Annotated in this window: 18 protein-coding genes; 17 read left to right on the forward strand and 1 reads right to left on the reverse strand. The window is 45.3% G+C overall.

All coding sequences use genetic code 11. The features are described from left to right. Nucleotides 1–378: 378 nt before the first annotated feature. From M5J74_RS04855 to M5J74_RS04935, 17 genes are all read left to right on the forward strand, one after another. The gene (locus M5J74_RS04855; protein ID WP_015152986.1) at nt 379–705 is read left to right on the forward strand and encodes a hypothetical protein; all 327 of its coding nucleotides are present in this window, start codon (nt 379–381) and stop codon (nt 703–705) included. 161 nt (nt 706–866) lie between these two features. After that, on the forward strand, nt 867–1,004 hold the full coding sequence (locus tag M5J74_RS04860; RefSeq protein WP_181245358.1) for a hypothetical protein: 138 nt from the start codon (nt 867–869) through the stop codon (nt 1,002–1,004). A 107-nt stretch (nt 1,005–1,111) separates the two neighbouring features. After that, the gene (locus tag M5J74_RS04865; RefSeq protein WP_371934007.1) at nt 1,112–4,018 is read left to right on the forward strand and encodes a glycerol-3-phosphate acyltransferase; all 2,907 of its coding nucleotides are present in this window, start codon (nt 1,112–1,114) and stop codon (nt 4,016–4,018) included. Between the two features lie 672 nt (nt 4,019–4,690). Beyond that, nucleotides 4,691–6,037: a CmpA/NrtA family ABC transporter substrate-binding protein gene (locus tag M5J74_RS04870; RefSeq protein WP_106217004.1), complete on the forward strand. Its 1,347-nt coding sequence runs from the start codon at nt 4,691–4,693 to the stop codon at nt 6,035–6,037. A gap of 72 nt (nt 6,038–6,109) precedes the next feature. After that, a complete protein-coding gene (ntrB, locus tag M5J74_RS04875; RefSeq protein WP_015152990.1) occupies nt 6,110–6,946 on the forward strand; it encodes a nitrate ABC transporter permease in 837 nt (278 codons plus the stop codon). Continuing rightward, nucleotides 6,907–7,095, forward strand: a complete 189-nt coding sequence (locus tag M5J74_RS04880; protein ID WP_127022596.1) for a hypothetical protein — start codon at nt 6,907–6,909, stop codon at nt 7,093–7,095. Before ntrB ends, M5J74_RS04880 begins: the two co-directional genes overlap by 40 nt. Then, entirely contained in the window at nt 7,073–9,076 is a 2,004-nt protein-coding gene (locus tag M5J74_RS04885) for a nitrate ABC transporter ATP-binding protein (protein ID WP_015152991.1), read from the forward strand. Before M5J74_RS04880 ends, M5J74_RS04885 begins: the two co-directional genes overlap by 23 nt. A 131-nt stretch (nt 9,077–9,207) precedes the next feature. Continuing rightward, nucleotides 9,208–10,074, forward strand: a complete 867-nt coding sequence (locus tag M5J74_RS04890; RefSeq protein WP_015152992.1) for a nitrate ABC transporter ATP-binding protein — start codon at nt 9,208–9,210, stop codon at nt 10,072–10,074. A 708-nt stretch (nt 10,075–10,782) separates the two neighbouring features. Beyond that, a complete protein-coding gene (locus M5J74_RS04895) occupies nt 10,783–12,507 on the forward strand; it encodes a SulP family inorganic anion transporter (protein WP_015152993.1) in 1,725 nt (574 codons plus the stop codon). 157 nt (nt 12,508–12,664) lie between these two features. Further along, nucleotides 12,665–13,144, forward strand: coding sequence for a phosphate-starvation-inducible PsiE family protein (locus M5J74_RS04900; RefSeq protein WP_015152995.1), 480 nt, complete (start codon nt 12,665–12,667; stop codon nt 13,142–13,144). A gap of 531 nt (nt 13,145–13,675) precedes the next feature. Next, nucleotides 13,676–14,011 (forward strand): cation:proton antiporter subunit C, encoded by a 336-nt coding sequence (locus M5J74_RS04905; protein WP_015152996.1) that lies wholly within the window; start codon nt 13,676–13,678, stop codon nt 14,009–14,011. Continuing rightward, the gene (locus M5J74_RS04910) at nt 14,008–15,441 is read left to right on the forward strand and encodes a cation:proton antiporter (protein WP_250015684.1); all 1,434 of its coding nucleotides are present in this window, start codon (nt 14,008–14,010) and stop codon (nt 15,439–15,441) included. The genes M5J74_RS04905 and M5J74_RS04910 overlap by 4 nt, the downstream gene beginning before the upstream one ends. After that, the gene (locus tag M5J74_RS04915; protein ID WP_015152998.1) at nt 15,438–15,824 is read left to right on the forward strand and encodes a Na+/H+ antiporter subunit E; all 387 of its coding nucleotides are present in this window, start codon (nt 15,438–15,440) and stop codon (nt 15,822–15,824) included. Before M5J74_RS04910 ends, M5J74_RS04915 begins: the two co-directional genes overlap by 4 nt. Then, the gene (locus M5J74_RS04920) at nt 15,821–16,081 is read left to right on the forward strand and encodes a hypothetical protein (RefSeq protein ID WP_015152999.1); all 261 of its coding nucleotides are present in this window, start codon (nt 15,821–15,823) and stop codon (nt 16,079–16,081) included. The genes M5J74_RS04915 and M5J74_RS04920 overlap by 4 nt, the downstream gene beginning before the upstream one ends. 1 nt (nt 16,082) lies before the next feature. Continuing rightward, entirely contained in the window at nt 16,083–16,367 is a 285-nt protein-coding gene (locus M5J74_RS04925) for a monovalent cation/H(+) antiporter subunit G (RefSeq protein ID WP_015153000.1), read from the forward strand. Then, nucleotides 16,357–16,938, forward strand: coding sequence for a DUF4040 domain-containing protein (locus M5J74_RS04930; protein WP_015153001.1), 582 nt, complete (start codon nt 16,357–16,359; stop codon nt 16,936–16,938). Before M5J74_RS04925 ends, M5J74_RS04930 begins: the two co-directional genes overlap by 11 nt. Then, complete coding sequence (locus M5J74_RS04935; protein ID WP_015153002.1) at nt 16,935–17,594, forward strand: Na(+)/H(+) antiporter subunit B; 660 nt, start codon at nt 16,935–16,937, stop codon at nt 17,592–17,594. Before M5J74_RS04930 ends, M5J74_RS04935 begins: the two co-directional genes overlap by 4 nt. A 44-nt stretch (nt 17,595–17,638) precedes the next feature. Here M5J74_RS04935 and M5J74_RS04940 read toward each other — a convergent pair whose 3' ends face one another. Then, nucleotides 17,639–18,442, reverse strand: coding sequence for a calcium-binding protein (locus M5J74_RS04940; RefSeq protein WP_015153003.1), 804 nt, complete (start codon nt 18,440–18,442; stop codon nt 17,639–17,641). Nucleotides 18,443–18,455: the final 13 nt, after the last annotated feature.

Genomic DNA, 18,455 nt, shown 5'->3' on the forward strand with positions numbered 1-18,455 from the left:
GGAATCGTAGCGCTTAAAAAGGGGGAATCGTAGCCCCCCTTCCCAAGGGGGTTGGGGGATCTTCGAGGCGCGATCGCTTTTTACTGAACTGTATTGGAATATAAATCTATGGCGATCGCTCTGTAAATTTATGGCGATCGCTCTAGCTTAAATATCTTAAATCAATAACACTCTTAGATATAGTCAATAACCTGAAGCTGTGCCGTAGGATGGGGAGCCACTACGCCGAACGGGTCATTTATCTTCAAGTAAGTCGCATTTAAGAATTAAAACCTGACTTTTTCAGAACTTTCTTGGGTTGAGCGCTTATCTAACCCAAACTATAATTATACATAACTAAACGGTATTGTATTTAAATATCTTGAAAAACTAAAAATAATGATCGCTTTTGAAGTATATCTAAACGGAGAAAAGCTCTGTACAGCAGGTTTGAGAGATTTAAGCGTTCTTACAGCAATTTTGAACTGGAGGCAGCGTCAAGCAGACGCTCCAGCTGCAAACCCTGAAGAGTTAGATGCTGAAGATTTCAGATTGTATGTGGGTGGGATGTTGAATATTGCAGAAGGTAGTCGAGAATTTCTCAGATGGCTCGATCTCAATCTCGAAGTCGGTGATGAAATAACCATCAAGATTGCAGATGCAAATACTGTAGATATACCAATTAGACGGGAGAAAGTAGAGCTAAATTTCAGTCCTCGAAAGTAGGAACGAAACTGATGATTTTAGGTTATTTTAGGCTTTGAAAGGTAAAACAAGCAGACCGAGAGTAATTCTTCTGGGCGATCGTCAAGCCAAATTGGAAAAGAAAGACTAAAATCGAATACGGAGATTTTAGTCTTTTGAACACAGGAGGATTTACATCAAGTATGTCCGACTTGAACCGAGGAATTATGAAGTTCGATGGGGCGGATAGTCCCAAGGTAGTGATTGTATCTACCGTACTACTGTTAGGAGCGATCGCCGCCTTAATATTTTGGGCGCTACGAGTAGCTTATGCTGTTTAGTTATTAGTTATCAGTGGCTAGTGACTAGTGACTAGTGGTTAGACCAAAATAAGAATCTAGCCACAAGCCACTAACCACTAACCACTCATTAGCGATCGATGACTAATATGCAGCAAGTTTGGGGTGTACTTGCGATTTTCATTCTCTGCCCCTGTTTGGGCGGACTACCGTTAATTGCTTGGATAACTCGTACCCTGACTGGGAGACGACTGGAGCGGATGGGAACTGGTAATATCAGTGTCTCAGCCGCTTTTTATCATGGTGGTAAGTTAGCGGGCATTTTAGCAGTGCTATCGGAGGCATTGAAAGGTATTGCCGCAGTTCTGCTAGCACGGGCATTTTTCCCAACTCAACCAGCGTGGGAATTAATTGCCCTAATTGCCTTGGTCATGGGTCGCTACTGGGTTGGGAAAGGCGCGGGAACCACAAATGTCGTTTGGGGTTATGTCGTCCATGATTGGCGAGTCGCGCTGTTGGTATTTTTAATTGGAGGGATTAGTTTTACTCTGTTGCGGGAAAAAGAGCTGGGAAGATTTGGCGTATTATTTCTCTTTCCCACAATTACGGCACTGTTACACTTAAATGATTTTGGTAGAATTGTCGCCGCGATCGCCTTGGCGATATTAATTGGCTGGATTTACAAAAAGATTCCCGACGATTTAGATTTATCTCCAACAGCAGGACAAGCCGGATCTGAAAAAATGTTTCGTTTTTTTCGTGGTGATAAGGCAATTGTTTCTCTCGACGACCGACTCGATCCTCAAAAAGTCGGCGATAAGGCAGCTACTTTGTCTCAACTGAAAAGCTGGGGTTATCCCGTACCGATGGGTTGGGTAGTCGTGCCAGGAGACGACCCAGAACCTCTAATTCAAGCTTTGCAACCTTCAGCTACCCAACCGCTAGTAGTCCGTTCCTCAGCAATTGGAGAAGACTCGGAACAAGCGGCGGCGGCGGGACAGTATGAAACCGTACTGCAAGTTACCAGTCGCTCTATGTTAAGGCAGGCGATCGCCCGTACTCAAGCTTCCTACGACCTGCCAAATGCAGTAGAGTATCGGCGTGCTAGGGGGCAAATCGATGCAGCCATGGCTGTGTTGATTCAAAAGCAAGTTCAGGGAGTTTTTTCTGGCGTAGCTTTTAGCCGCGACCCAATTACCCAGCAAGGAGATGCTGTTGCGATCGAAGCTTTGCCCGGTGAAGCGCAACAGGTGGTTTCGGGACGATTGACTCCAGAACAATACCGAGTTGCGATCGCAGATGTAGAAACATTAGATGTAACGTCTATACATGTCACGTCTCTACAAATGGAAGGTGAAGGAGACGTACCGCTAGAACTGATTAAACAAGTTGCCCTTCTCGCCCGCAAAATCGAAGATCGATACCACGGTATCCCCCAAGATATTGAGTGGAGTTACGACGGGAGCCAATTGTGGCTGCTGCAATCGCGTCCGATTACAACTCTTCTGCCAATTTGGACGCGCAAGATTGCAGCTGAAGTGATTCCTGGGGCAATTCGCCCGTTAACTTGGTCGATCAACCGTCCGCTAACTTGTGGCGTGTGGGGGGAGATTTTTACAATTGTTTTGGGCGATCGTTCCCAAGGATTAGATTTTAACGAAACGGCAACGCTGCATTATTCCCGCGCCTATTTCAATGCGTCGTTGTTAGGATCGATTTTTCGATTGATGGGCTTGCCTGCGGAAAGTCTGGAGTTTTTGACCAGGGGAGCTAAGTTTAGCAAACCGCCTTTAAGTTCTACGTTAAAAAATGTACCTGGGTTGCTGCGGTTGCTGGGGCGTGAATTGAGTTTAGTCCGAGATTTTCAACAAGACGAGCGGCAGTATTTTCGTCCTGGTTTGGCAAAATTAGAGCAGCGATCGCCGCAAGAACTTTCGACCAGAGAATTGCTAGAACGGATAGAAGGAATTTTATCACTGCTCAAACGGGCTACTTATTATAGTATTTTGGCTCCCTTAAGCGCTGCGTTACGACAAGCAGTATTTCGAGTTCGGGATGACAAAATCGACAACAGCCAAACGCCAGAAGTAGCCGCATTGCGCGAAATTGCAGCTTTGGCAAAAAAAGCTCGAAAAATAGCGCCGCAATTATCTCCAGAACGAGCATTTGAGCAGTTGGAAGATACTGCGCCCGGGAGAGAAATTTTGCAGCAGTTCGAGCGATTGCTCGATCGCTACGGCTATTTGAGTCAGGTAGGCACAGATATTGCGGTTCCCACTTGGAAGGAGGAACCGCAGGTAGTACGAGAATTGTTTATGCAGATGTTGAGCGTGGAGGAAGGCAGTTTTAGAAGCGATCGCTTAGAAATGCAACGTAGTACAACGAGAGTTCAGCAACGCATAGATCTTAAAGGAAGAGTTACGCAGGTATACAGCCGCTTATTAGCAGAATTACGCTGGTGTTTCGTGCGACTAGAGGAGATATCTTTGCAGTTAGGACAATTATCTCAACCTGGCGATATTTTCTTTTTAGAATTTCCTGAAGTGCAAAGAGTTGTTGCTGAAGATGTGGAGTTTATATCTCAATTAACACAATTAGTCGAAGCGAGGCGATCGCAATTCGATCGAGACAGCCAACTCAATCCCATACCCGCTTTAATCTACGGTAATTCTCCCCCGACTCCCACCCGTACGGGCGGGTTTCCAGACCCGCCCCCACAATCTCCCAACTCCCTCTTAAAAGGAATTCCTGCTAGTTCCGGTCAAGTCACGGGAACGATTGTCGTGTTGCACGATTGGCAAATGCTGCCAGAGATCGATAAAAAAACAATTCTAGTCGTACCTTATACCGATTCCGGTTGGGTAGCCGCGATCGCTAGGGCTGGAGGATTGATCGCCGAAGTCGGAGGAAGATTATCTCATGGGGCGATCGTAGCGCGAGAGTATGGCATTCCTGCGGTGATGGATGTGCGCGACGCAACTCATTTATTGCGCGACGGTCAACAGGTGCGGCTCGACGGTCAAGAGGGTACGGTAGAGATTCTCGGCAGCGATTGAAGTAGTAGATCTGACTTGAAAATAGATTTTCAAGTCAGGTCTGACGAATAAATGTCATTTTGTTCTGAATCAGCGTATACATAGTTGTAAAACTTAACTTTAAATGTGAATTAATGTTCGATTTAGTACAAAGCGTAAATTGTAGATTGCTAAAAGTTTAAGGAATTTAAAAATCTAATACCAGCAATTATACTCAGCAAATCTCGATTGATTATCGACAAGCAAAAATACCTTGGGATCGATTGATAGTTACGATAAACAACTTGCACTGCTATAGGAATCAATAGGCGATCGCCGCGATTGTTCAGAGGTAACCAATGTTAACTATAGATAGTTCAATAGACAATTTAAAAACCATAAACTTTTGCTTATCAGAGCGATATTAGATTTATTTAACTGTCACTCGTTAAAAGTTAACAAATTTTGCATTAAAAGCTGTAAGCTTATTAAAACAACATTAATTTTGGTGTTCGTTGTCTCTTAAAGACTCGATTTGCATGTAGCTCAGTTGTGAAATTTCAACTTTGCAACTTCACAGCTACGATCACCTATTTCGCTGAGCCAAACCAGTATTTTAGATCGAACCATGCATTTTATATGCAAGAAACTCAACAGTTTCATTGCATGGATTTGCCTTGATATAAACCATTGAATGTGCTTGAGGAAGGTTGTATGACGGAGTTTTCTCGCCGGAAATTTATCATAACTGCTGGTGCTTCTGCGGTTGGTTCGGTGTTTCTGAAAGGTTGTTTGGGGAATCCACCAGATTCCGTGACTGGTACTCAAACGCAACAAGTTGCAGCAGTGAATGTTAGTCCCGAACAAGCACCAGAAACAACAAGAGTCAAGTTAGGATATATCCCTATTGTTGAAGCAGCACCCATAATTATTGCTAAAGAAAAAGGCTTTTTTGCGAAGTACGGCATGACCGATGTAGATGTTTCCAAACAAGCCTCTTGGGGTTCGATGCGAGACAATACAGAAATTGGTGCGGCTGGTGGTGGTGTTGATGGCGGTCAATATCAAATGCCGATGCCACATCTCATTACAGAAGGGCGGATCACCAAAGGCAACAAGCCGATTCCAATGTATGTGTTAGCGCAATTAAACACGCAAGGAAATGGCATTGCGATCGCTGAGAAACACCGAGGCAAAGGAATAGAACTAGAACTAGCCAAAGGTGGCAAAAACTTATTCGGTCAACTCAAATCAGCTAACACTCCCTTCACTGCTGCCTATACATTTGCTCAAGTCAACCAAGATTTTTGGATTCGCTACTGGCTAGCTGCTGGCGGTGTTAATCCCGATGCTGATGTCAAATTAATTCCCGTACCAGCCGCCCAAACTGTTGCCAACATGAAAACAGGCACGATGGATGCTTTCAGTACGGGCGACCCCTGGCCCTACCGCATTGTCAAAGATAAAATCGGTTTCTTGGCAATGCTAACCGCAGACATGTGGGAGTTTCACCCAGAAGAATACTTAGCATTACGGGCAGAGTGGGTTGATAAACATCCCAAAGCAACCAAGGCGCTACTCAAAGGCATCATGGAAGCGCAACAGTGGTTAGATAACTTCGACAACCGTGAAGAAGCCGCCAAAATCCTCGGCGGACGGAACTACTTCAACTTGCCAGCCGAAATTCTTGCCGGACCATTTGCAGGTAAATACGACATGGGCGAAGGTCGGACAGTTGACGATCGCAACAAAGCCGTACTTTACTGGAAAGATCCTAGAGGTAGCGTTTCCTATCCCTACAAGAGTCACGACCTTTGGTTCTTAACAGAAAGCGTCCGCTGGGGCTTTTTACCACCAGACAGCCTGACAAAAGCCAAAGCATTAATTGATAAAGTCAACCGCGAAGACTTGTGGAAAGAAGCAGCCCAAGAATTAGGCGTTGCAGCTGCCGATATTCCCACCAGCACCTCCCGTGGCGTAGAAACATTTTTCGATGGAGTCAAATTCGACCCCGAAAATCCTGCTGCCTACTTAAAGAGTTTGAAGATCAAAAAAGCCTAACGTCTAAAATTCGGAATTCGGAATTAGCAATTACTATCAACTATCCATGTAAATCTGAGGAACAGACGATCGATGACTACATATTCTCCTAGAAGACGGGCTAGCGCAGATAATAGCTTTTTAGCAGGCTTGCAAAAAAGACTGCCTGACTTTTTACCACCATTTATCGCGATCGCGATCTTTTTAGCAATTTGGCAACTCTTTTCTCTCACACCAGGAGCCACATTACCTGGACCTATAAAAGTTATTCAAGACACTTGGATATTAATTTTCTGGCCCTTCTACGACCGAGGTGGCACGGATAAAGGTTTATTTTGGCAGATCTGGGCGAGCTTGCAACGGGTAGCAATTAGTTACACATTAGCGGCAATTGTAGGAATCGGCTTAGGAATCTTAATTGGTACGTCGAAAGTGATGTCCAAAGCACTAGATCCACTCTTCCAATTACTCAGAACAGTACCACCTCTAGCTTGGGTTCCCATCTCTCTAGCTGCCCTCAGACAAAACGAACCCGCTGCCTTATTCGTTATCTTCATCACGGCAATTTGGCCCATTTTGATCAACACGGCAGTAGGAGTCAAAGAAATTCCCAGCGATTACAACAACGTCGCCAAAGTACTGCAATTAACTAAAAAAGAATACTTTTTCAACATTCTCATCCCTGCGGCACTACCCTACATTTTCACAGGGCTACGAATTGCGATCGGTCTAGCTTGGCTGGCAATTATCGCTGCTGAAATCGTCATGTCCGGTATCGTCGGCATTGGTTTCTTCATCTGGGAAGCTTATCAAAACAACAACGTCAGCGAAGTTATCCTTGCCCTAATTTACATTGGTGTAGTTGGTTTGTTACTCGACAAACTCATGGCTTGGATACAAACGCTGATCTTGCCAGCAGAACAAAAATAAGACAAGGGAGACAAGGAGGACAAGGGAGACAAGGGAGAAGTCAAAAGGCAAAAGTCAAAAATCAAAATCTCCCCGCACTCCGTCCTTACCAACTACCAATTACCAACTACCAATTACCAAATAGCCATGTCTGTATTCGTTGCTGTTGACCAAATAGATAAAGTTTTCAATCTCGTCGGTGGGGGACAATACATTGCTCTCAAAGGCATTGACCTTCAGATTAAAAAGGGTGAGTTTGTATCGCTGATCGGTCACTCTGGCTGCGGTAAATCGACGCTACTCAACATGATTGCAGGATTAGACCTGCCCACAGAGGGAATTGTCACTCTGGAAGGACAAAGAATTACCAAGCCAGGACCAGACCGAATGGTGGTGTTTCAGAACTACTCGCTTCTACCTTGGCGGACGGTACGGGAAAACATCGCCCTGGCTGTAGATGCTGTAATGAAGGGCGCACCTGCGGGAGAACGCCGCGCCATTGTCGAAAAGCACATCGATATGGTAGGTTTGCGTCCCCATGCCGATAAGCCACCAGGAATGCTATCGGGGGGACAAAAACAACGGGTGGCGATCGCCCGTGCTTTAGCGCTGCGTCCGAAGTTGCTGTTACTGGACGAACCATTTGGGGCGTTAGATGCACTGACGCGGGGTAATTTGCAAGAACAGCTGATGCAAATCTGCGAAGAGAACCAAGTCACAGCCGTGATGGTGACGCACGATGTAGACGAAGCTGTATTGCTGAGCGATCGCATCGTCATGTTAACCAACGGACCCGAATCGAAAATTGGTGGCATTTTAGAAGTAGATATCCCCAGACCTCGTAAGCGGATGCAGGTTGTAGAACATCCCAGCTATTACAGTCTGCGCAGCGAAATGATCTACTTTTTAAATCAGCAAAAACGAGTTAAGCAAATTCGGGCGCGGAAAAAGACCGCTGTTGCTCGTCACGGGTTGGAAAAAGTCAATTTGGAAATCGGCTTCGTTCCCTTAACCGCTTGCGCACCACTGGCGATCGCTCAAGAAAAAGGTTTCTTTGCCAAGCATGGCTTAGATGAAGTCACCTTAGTACGGGAAACTAGCTGGCGCGGGATTGTCGATGGAATTGCAGGCGGCTACATCGATGCTGCCCAAATGCCTTCAGGGATGCCAATGTGGTTGACTTTGGGTGGTCATGAGAATAAACCGATACCCACGGTTACTTCTTTAACCATGACTCGTAACGGCAACGCCATCACCTTATCAAAACGCTTTTACGACCAAGGAGTTTACAACCTCACCGACTTCAAACAGCACTTGCTGCGTACCCGCGACCAGCGGCATACGATGGGGGTCGTACATCCTTCCTCAATGCACAGCGTCCTCTTGCGCTACTGGCTAGCCGCAGGTGGTATCGACCCCGATTTAGATGTTGACGTTCACACCATTCCCCCAGCCCAAATGGTTGCCGACCTCAAAGCGGGTAGTATTGATGGATTCTGCGTTGGCGAACCTTGGAACTACCGCGCTGCTGAAGAAGGAATTGGCTTTACCGCTGCTACCGATTTAGAAATTTGGCTGGGACACCCAGGAAAAGTTCTGGGCGTGCGGGAAGATTGGGCAGCAGCGTATCCTAACACGCATATCGCTCTAGTCAAAGCACTTTTAGAAGCTTGCTACTATTGCTCTTTGCCAGAAAATGCTGAAGAAATTCGTCACATTTTGGCACGGCGGGAATATGTTAGTACCAGCGTCGATTATATTCAGTTGCTAGACCCCGATAGCAGCAGTTGCGATCTGAGTAGTCCAATGCGGGAGTATGCTCACCACCAATTCTTTTCTGAAGCTGCAATCAATCGCCCCAGTCGCACGGAGCAAACTTGGATCGTGACTCAACTAGCACGTTGGGGTCACACTCCCTTCCCCAGAAATTGGGTAGAAATTATCGAACGGATCTGCCGTGTCGGAGTCTTCAGTACAGCTGCTAGAGAACTCGGCTTAGATGTCAGCTACACCCGCCAGCCGCTCAAACTCTTCGACGGGACTGTATTTAATGCCGACGACCCACTCGGCTATCTCAACAGTCTAGCAATCAAACGTGACTTCTCTGTAGCCGAAGTGATTCTCGACGCACCAATCCGCAGAGCAGCCTAGCTGAATTGTTAATGGGTAATGGGTAAAGTCGTAAGTCGTAAGTTGTAAGTCGTAAGTAGAGAAGAACTTGCCTCTCAGCAACTACCAACTACCAACTACCAATTACCAACTACCAACTACCAATTACCATAATGAACAACGCTTTTGCTTATACAGACATCGCCAGAAATCGTTTAGGCAAGCCACTCTCTACAGTGCAGTCTAATCGTCAGGCTTTCGTACAGATTAAGGACGTTTGTAAAGTCTATCCCACCAAAAACGGTCCCTTCACTGTCCTTGATGGGGTGAATCTCAGTGTCTATGAAGGGGAGTTTATTTGCGTGATCGGTCACTCCGGTTGCGGTAAGAGTACGCTGTTAAATATGGTTTCGGGTTTTGCTCATCCCACTTCAGGAGATGTTTTAGTTGATGGTAGTCCCGTGACTAAACCAGGACCAGATCGGATGGTGGTATTTCAAAACTATGCCTTGCTCCCTTGGCGGACTGCGTTTGAAAATGTCTATTTGGCAGTGAATGCCGTACATCCCAACAAGCCAGAAGCAGAAAAGCGGGCGATCGTGCGGGAACATTTGGCAATGGTTGGACTCGCGGAAGCCGCAGATAAGAAGCCACCGCAACTATCTGGGGGAATGAAACAGCGGGTTTCGATCGCCCGTGCTTTGGCAATTCGTCCCAAGGTGATGATTTTAGACGAACCTTTCGGGGCGTTGGATGCAATTACCAAAGAGGAGTTGCAGGAAGAGTTACTGAAAATCTGGAACGACCATAAATGCACCGTGTTAATGATCACCCACGATATTGACGAGGCACTATTCTTAGCAGATCGCCTGGTGATGATGACCAACGGTCCTCACGCTAAAATTGGCGAGGTGTTAGATATTCCTTTCGCCCGTCCCCGCGATCGCGCTCGCATCATGGAAGATCCACAATACTATCAACTGCGCAACTACGCTTTAGACTTCCTCTACAACCGTTTCGCCCACGACGATGTCGGTTAGTTATTAGTAGGGTGGGCATCGCCCACCCTACTGAGAAAGAAGTAATAATCGGCACAATAATTAGATTCAATAGATGTAATAATAGGTTCTAATTATATGGGTAAATCCCCTCCATAGAAGCTAGTAGAGCCGCTTGCGTATAGGATCTTATCTATCGCAACCATATAAGATTTATTCAATATTTATTTCATTAAATTAACTAAACTCGCTCTAAAAGTTGTAATCTATTTTTAATGTAACTTTTCAAGCAGCTCCAAAAGCTTCAAAGCACATAGTTTTTGAAGTCAATGACTGCCTGAAACCGGGATAAATATCTTGCAATTAACTTGTTGTTAATTGTTGCTTATGCCTGGAATTGCATTTAGGTTCGATCTTAGCCGATTCAGATTCAAGTTACTTGCAACTACTTTAACCTCTCAAAACAAGATACGGCGGCAATCGCCATGTGGTTGAAAAACCTATATTTTGCTTTGTTGGTTGGTTGCAAAGTAGCAACTTATTACCAGCCAATTTCTTATCGAGATTTTTCAAAAAATGCCACTTTGAGATATTGAATTTCGTAATCCGACATCTAACCTTAGATGTATTCTAACTCGACATGTTGCGATCGGAAAATCTACCAAGCATCAAATTTTTTCGTAGTCATAAATAGTTTTGGCTCTATGTAGCAAGGTTGCTTAGTTTGCTGTTGTCTTTCGTCTCTTTCTCATGCAAATAACAAACAAAATTCACTTCAGAAATTTACGAGGCGATTTATTTGGTGGTTTAACCACCGCGATCGTTTCCTTACCCCTAGCATTGGCATTCGGTGTTGCCTCTGGTGCTGGAGCCGTGGCTGGGCTTTACGGTGCAGTCTGCGTTGGTTTTTTTGCGGCGTTGTTTGGTGGCACGCCAACTCTAATTTCCGAGCCAACCGGACCGATGACCGTGGTGATGACGGCGATCGTTGCTGGTTTAACGGCAAGCAACCCTGAGAATGGCTTGGCAATGGCGTTTACCGTCGTGATGCTGGCGGGGATTTTTCAAATTATCTTTGGGGCATTTAAGCTAGGGAAATACGTGACGCTGATGCCCTACAGCGTGATCTCTGGCTTCATGTCTGGGATTGGAGTCATACTGATTATTTTGCAAATTGCGCCGTTTGTCGGGCAAGCAGCACCTAAAGGTGGGGTTTTGGGTACGGTGCAGAGCATACCTCAACTGCTAGCAAACACCGATCCAATCGAAGCTGGGTTAGGGGCGCTAACACTGGCAATTATTTTCTTAATGCCATCTAAATTCAAGCGTTTCGTCCCGCCTCAACTTGTAGCACTGGTAGTTGGCACAGTAGTTTCTCTGGTTCTCTTTCCAGGTGCAGATATTCGGCGGATTGGCGAGATTCCGATGGGATTGCCACAGTTACAGATGCCCATCTTTACTCCTGGTCAAATCACAACCATGTTTCTCGATGGTGTTGTTCTAGGGATGTTGGGCTGTATTGATACTTTGCTGACTGCCGTAATTGCCGACAGTATTACACGTACTCAACACAACTCTGATAAAGAATTAATCGGTCAAGGGATTGGTAACTTAGTTTCTGGACTGTTTGGCGGCTTACCTGGCGCAGGTGCGACAATGGGTACGGTGGTGAACATTCAAACGGGTGCAACCACAGCTATATCTGGAATAACTCGCGCTTTAATTCTACTAGTCGTCGTTTTAGGGGCTGCAAGTTTGACTCAGGTGATTCCAATGGCTGTATTAGCTGGAATTGCCCTGAAAGTTGGGATTGACATTTTAGATTGGAGTTTCTTAAAACGCGCCCACAAGGTTTCCCTGAAGGGAACGCTAATTATGTATGGGGTGCTGTTACTGACGGTATTTGTCGATCTGATTGTGGCGGTTGGAGTGGGAGTGTTTATTGCTAACATCTTGACCATCGAGCGTTTATCTAATCTGCAAGCGCAAGATGTCAAAACCATTAGCGATGCCGATGATGAGATCGTATTAAATCAGGAAGAAAAACAGTTACTCGATCGCGCTAACAATCGCGTGCTGTTATTCTACCTCAGCGGACCGATGATTTTCGGCGTATCCAAAGCGATCGCCCGCGAACATACAGCAATGGCAGACCACGATGTTTTGGTTCTAGATTTGAGCGATGTACCGATGCTAGGTGTGACTGCTTCTTTAGCAATTGAAAATGCAATAAAAGATGCAGTCGAACAGGGTCGTCACGTTTTTATCGTTGGTGCAACTGGTTCCGTGCAGCGGCGGTTAGAAAAGTTGGGCATCTTCGATCTTTTACCCCCACAAAATTTAATGACAGATCGGCTGGCTGCATTGCGACAAGCAGTTGCATTGGTAAATAGTAATGATAGGGTTACTGCCGATGTTGGAAGTGCTTCGAGCCAAGGTTTGAGCGATTTCACCGATCCAGCACTGCAACAATAAGTTGTAATTCGTAAGTCGTAAGTCGTAAGTCGTAAGTTTGAATTAAGTTGCCTCTTACGTCTTGCCTTTTACCTTTTCTCAGGCGATCGCTATACTGATGCACCATAACAGTGAGATATTAGTTAGTATCGGTAGACAGCAATGCGAGTTTAAGAGCATGATAAGTCCTTGGAAAAAACTAGCGATTTCAACTAAAGAGTTATTGGCAGATGAAGGTTTCCTCAAAAGCATTCACCTAGTTGAGAACCTAGTTTCAAAAATTTTGTCACTCGCTCTAGTGGGTGTTATATTAGTTTCTTTAGTTGACTTAATCATTTTTTTGTATCAAGATTTATTTAGGGAGCCGATTGGTTTTTTCAATAAGACTCTCATCGAAATTTTCGGGATGTTCCTGAATATTCTCATTGCTCTAGAATTATTAGAAAATATTACTGCTTACCTCAGAAAACACGTCGTTCAAGTTGAACTAGTAATTGTAACTGCCTTGATTGCTGTAGCCCGCAAGCTGATTATTTTTGATTTTAGTAAAGCTACAGGTATAGATTTAATCGGTCTAGCAACGGCTAGTTTTGCCCTCTCAATTAGTTATTGGCTCATTCGTCAAATGAACAGAAAGCATAGAGAAGATCGCAGGTAATATATAGAAAATAAGTATAAGTCTTGCTCCACTTAGCGCTGATTGAATTTGAGCGCGATCGCCCCAACTCAAATAATTTACAAAATGCTTGAGTTAATATTAATATTTAATTATAGCAAGAATTAAAAACTTGTTTTAAAGTTGAGCGAATGAGTTTCGTGACCAAAACAGGGAGTAGGGAGCAGGGGCAATGCCCACTTTACTGAAAAAACTAGCAAATGATTATCATCGCTCGTAAATTCTTGCGCCATGAAGTGTGAAGTGTGTTATGACGATTCCCTGCGGGATAGCTTTGCTGAATCCAAATCGCTGTAGTAGCAGCAATTAGTTGTTGAAAGTCAAAAGTCAAAAGTTAAAAGTCAAAAATCTAGTGCTATGACAGTTCTAATGTTAGTTGGGAAAATGTCATTTATCGGATCGTGCCGCGCTCACTGCACTTTGACAAATGACGAATGACAAATGACAACATTTTGCTGAAATCTGTATTGCAATAAAAATCTACGACCGAAACTTACTTAACAGGCAATCCTCGTGTTAGAAGCGTGCGTATTAGCAACAATATTGTGCGGATTTTTCGGTATCATCTTCAAAAAGAATCTTGTGATGAAAATCGTCTCTATGGATGTCATGAGTACGGGGGTAATTGCCTATTACGTGCTGATTGCATCGCGAGATGGTTTGTTCGCACCGATTGTTTCAGATGTCCAAAATATCGCTTACTCCGATCCGGTTCCCCAGGCAGTCATATTGACGGCGATCGTGATTGGATTTTCAATTCAGGCTTTAATGCTAGTTGGTGTGATGAAATTGGCAAGAGATAATCCGACATTAGAAAGCAACGAGATCGAGAAAAATAATACGCCATGAGTACCACTACGATCGCCTGGATTGCACTACCGTTTTTTGTCGGATTTGTCGCTTATCTGTTCCCCAAACTCGATCGGTATCTCGCATTATGCGTAGCACTGGTTTCGGGGACATATGCGTTGCTGCTATTTGTTACATCTCCACTATCACTACAGTTACTAGATAGTTTCGGTGTCACATTATTAGTAGACCGATTGAGCGGCTACTTTATATTGACTAATGCCTTGGTAACGGCAGCGGTGATTCTTTACTGCTGGCGCAGTGGTAAGACAGCTTTTTTTTACGCACAGATTATCATCCTACATGGCAGCCTCAATGCTGCGTTTGTCTGTGCGGATTTTATTAGTCTATACGTGGCGCTAGAGGTAATTGGTATTGCGGCATTTCTCTTAATTGCTTATCCTCGAAGCGATCGCTCGATTTGGGTTGGCTTGCGCTATCTGTTTGTCAGCAACACGGCAATGCTGTTCTATCTAGTTGGCGCAGTACTGGTCTATCAGGTGCATCATTCATTTGCTTTTGCCGGTTTGCGTGGCGCACCAATCGAAGCACTTGCCCTCATCTTCTTGGGACTCTTGACAAAAGGAGGAGTCTTCGTGTCGGGCTTGTGGTTGCCGTTAACCCACTCCGAATCAGCAACGCCAGTATCAGCAATGCTGTCGGGAATTGTGGTAAAAGCTGGCATTTTTCCGATAGTGCGGTGCGCCCTGATGTTTGACGAGGTGGATGCGATCGTCCGCATTTTTGGAGTTGGGGCAGCGCTGCTAGGAGTACTCTATGCAATCTGGGAACAAGACAACAAGCGCACGTTGGCGTTGAGTACGATATCGCAGCTAGGCTGGATTCTTGCTGCACCTGAAGTAGGCGGCTTTTATGCACTGGCGCACGGGCTGGTTAAATCGGCGCTATTTCTGAGCGTGGGTACTTTACCGAGCCGAAATATCAAGGAACTGCAACACCAGCCAATCGGTACTGCAATCTGGATTGTCTTGGTCGTAGGTAGCCTCTCAATTTCCGGCTTTCCCCTATTGGTTGGCTTTGGGGCGAAAATGTCAACCCTGAACAACGTGTTGCCCTGGCAAACAATCGCCATGAATGTTGCGGCTATAGGAACGGCAACAGCATATGCCAGATTTATCTTTCTACCCCATCAGCGACAAGAGAGACAACAGGAAGTTAATTATGGTTTCTGGGTAGCGGTAACGCTGTTAATCGGTGCATTGGTTGTGACAAACGTGCTGTATTACGAGGCGTATACTCTAGAGAATATCGTCAAACCACTCGCGATCGTTGGCGTTGGCTGGTTGGCATATTTGACGATCTTTCGACGGACAGTACTCAGGTTACCGCGTATGCTCGAACAATTCGAGCATCTAATTGGCGTGATGAGTTTGATGTTAATCCTACTTTTCTGGATGGCGTGGGCATGATTGGATATCTGAATCTCATACTACGACTGGCTATCTGGTTTTTGCTCACTGCTAATTTTAGTGTGGCAAATATCATCATCGGCGTTGCTGTTGCCTTTTTATTGCCAGGAAGCCCCAAATCGCGAGCAGCTTTAAAAGACTGGCTGCGGGCGCTGGGTAAGATCCTCATAGCAATTCCACAGGCATATGTTGAGGCATTTGAAATCATTTTCCGTCCCCATACTCAAGAAGAAGTCACCTTAGAACGAGTGCCACCGCGACGGACACCAGGTCTGATATTTCTAGATATTTTCCTGATTACCTTTACGCCAAAAACCATTGTCTTGAAATACCGCGAAGACGGCTGGTACGAAGTCCATCGAGTGCGACGGAGGAAAACATGAATCTGGTATTGATTGCAATGATTCTGGCTCTGCTGATCCCGATTTACGTCGCATGTAAGGATGGCAACATTTGGCAAACTATGTTGGCATTTGCCAGTATTGCGACAAAAACATCAGTCACGATCTTAGTCGTATCCGTCTTGCGCGATGACTGGTCGATTGGTGTGGTAGGAGTCATTATTCTCAGCGTGGGGAATGCTTCACTGATGCTGCTGGCACAAGTGATTAAACGAATGAGCGATTTATTAAACGAGTAATATGGCAATCGACGTGTTGAGTTATACCTGCATGGGTATAGGAGTATTTTTCTGGTTTTGGGGAACCTTCCCCCTGCTAGGCAAGCGATCGCTATTATTTAAACTGCACGGTCTTTCAGTTGCAGATACACTCGGATCGATGAGTATCATCATCGGGCTACTGCTAAAAAGACCCAGAGAATCGCCGTTACTGATCCTCGCCATTATTTCCTTGGCGATTTGGAATACAGTGCTGGGGTACGTGTTGGCATACTGTTCCAGTAGCAGGGGTAGCAATGATGGATAGCTATATCTATGTCTTAGTGGCTCTGTTGCCGCTGTCCGCTGCGATGGTCGTCTTTCAGGTCAATCCATATCATGCCTTGGTGATTCGCGGCATTTTGGGAGCCGTGGCAGCAATGGTCTATGCAGTTTTGGGGGCGGCGGATGTGTCTTTGACCGAAGCATTAGTCGGTACAATGCTAGCGATTACTCTCTATGCCGTGGCGGTGCGATCGTCAATGGTGATGCGTCTAGGCGTACTTGCAGAAGGAGCGATCGCGACAGATAGCGAAGGCAATCGCCATTTTGGGCAACTGCTAGATGACTTACGGGCAATTTTGGGCAAACGTCACATGCGACTTGAGTTAGTGACCTACAAAGACCAACAGGATTTGCACCAAGCGCTGATGGAGAAAGAAGTACACGCAACTTGTACGCGACCCGAAGACATAGATTGCACAACGCCTGATGCGGAAAAACAACCCTACCATACCGTCACCAGAGTGCAGCGGATCTATGACATCATACAAGCCGAACTTTCATCACCTGCAACAAGCATTACCTATGTCAGCATTCCAGAGGAGAAACATTCATGAAATGGGTCTACATTGCCGCAGGAATAGCTTTGTTTGTCAAAATCCTCATCATGTCCAATCCCGCACCGGATTTCTCGCTGTCAATTGTCGAATCAGTTGTACGAGATAGCGGAGTACCCAATGCGGTTTCAGGGATTATTTTTAGAAATCGACTGTACGACACCATTTTTGAGGTGGTCGTATTTACGATCGCCATTATGGGCGCTCATTTTTTGTTAGCGAACGAACAGCCATCCGCTAAAGTCTATCGTTTTACAGATCAGCCATCAATAGTACTGGCGCGATTAGGGGCGACAATTGCAGCTTTAGTGGGGATTGAACTGGCGATTCGGGGACATCTCAGCCCAGGCGGCGGTTTTGCGGCTGGGGTAGCGGGAGGAACGGCGATCGGTCTGGTGGCAATTACTTCATCACCAGAGAAGATGCAAAGTATCTACAAGCGCTGGCACGCTGCTACATGGGAGAAAGTTTCGGTGCTGATTTTCGTCCTCTTAGCGGCAATAACTCTGTCTGGATTTGAACTACCGCACGGAGAGTTGGGCGCACTTGTCAGCGGCGGAGTAATTCCGCTACTTAATATCCTGGTAGCCGTCAAAGTCGCCTTGGGTTCTTGGGCAGTTATATTAGTTTTTATTCGTTATCGCGGACTGTTGTAAATGGCTATTAGGGTGCGTTAATAACGCACCCTACTCGATCTAATTCAATCTACAATTTTGAAATAGCTTGCCTTCAGATTCAGAGAATTTGGATCGACACCTTGAAGAATAGCAATCAGATCTGGTGATTGTCCTGGGCTATTTACATATATACCCGTTCCTTGAGGTAATCCTACTGGTGCAGCACCCAGACTATATCGAACTTCTATAGCGCGATCGTGCCTTAGATCGCCCTCCCATTTGTTGAGTTCGATCGCGTCTTCATTTTTATTAAAGTCTGTAATTAGACCGTAATTACGGTTGTCACCTCGATAGAGCGGTTGCATTTCGCCATAAGACCTTCCACCCAAGACAAAAGTATCTGCCCCTCTACATCCAGTCATGACATCGATTTCGTCTGTTCTGCTATGGTGAAAAGCGCCTTGAATTCTGTCATTGCCAGCACCCCCATTTATAGTATCGTTCCCAAACCAGCCGAACAATTCATCGTTCCCATTTTCGCCATATAAATAGTCATCATTAGAACTACCATTGATATAGTCATTCCCACTACCGCCAAATATAAAATTAGTGCCGCTGTCAACGTCATTCCGGGCAACTAAAATGTCATGACCATTACCACCAAATATGACATTGCTACCATTACCACCGTCGATCTTGTCGTTACCGTCTCCACCTTGTAACAGGTCATTACCATCGTCACCGTTCAATATATCGTTACCTGCTTGTCCAAAAATGGCATCATGTCCTGCTCCACCGAATATAGTATCGCTATCCGTTGTACCGAATATGACATCATTTTTATCTGTACCAACTAATGCCTTGTCTATACCAACAGCTACGCTCATATCTAATTCTCTA

The sequence above is a fragment of the Chroococcidiopsis sp. CCNUC1 genome (assembly GCF_023546805.1).
GTDB classification, from domain to species: Bacteria; Cyanobacteriota; Cyanobacteriia; order Cyanobacteriales; family Chroococcidiopsidaceae; genus Chroococcidiopsis; species Chroococcidiopsis thermalis.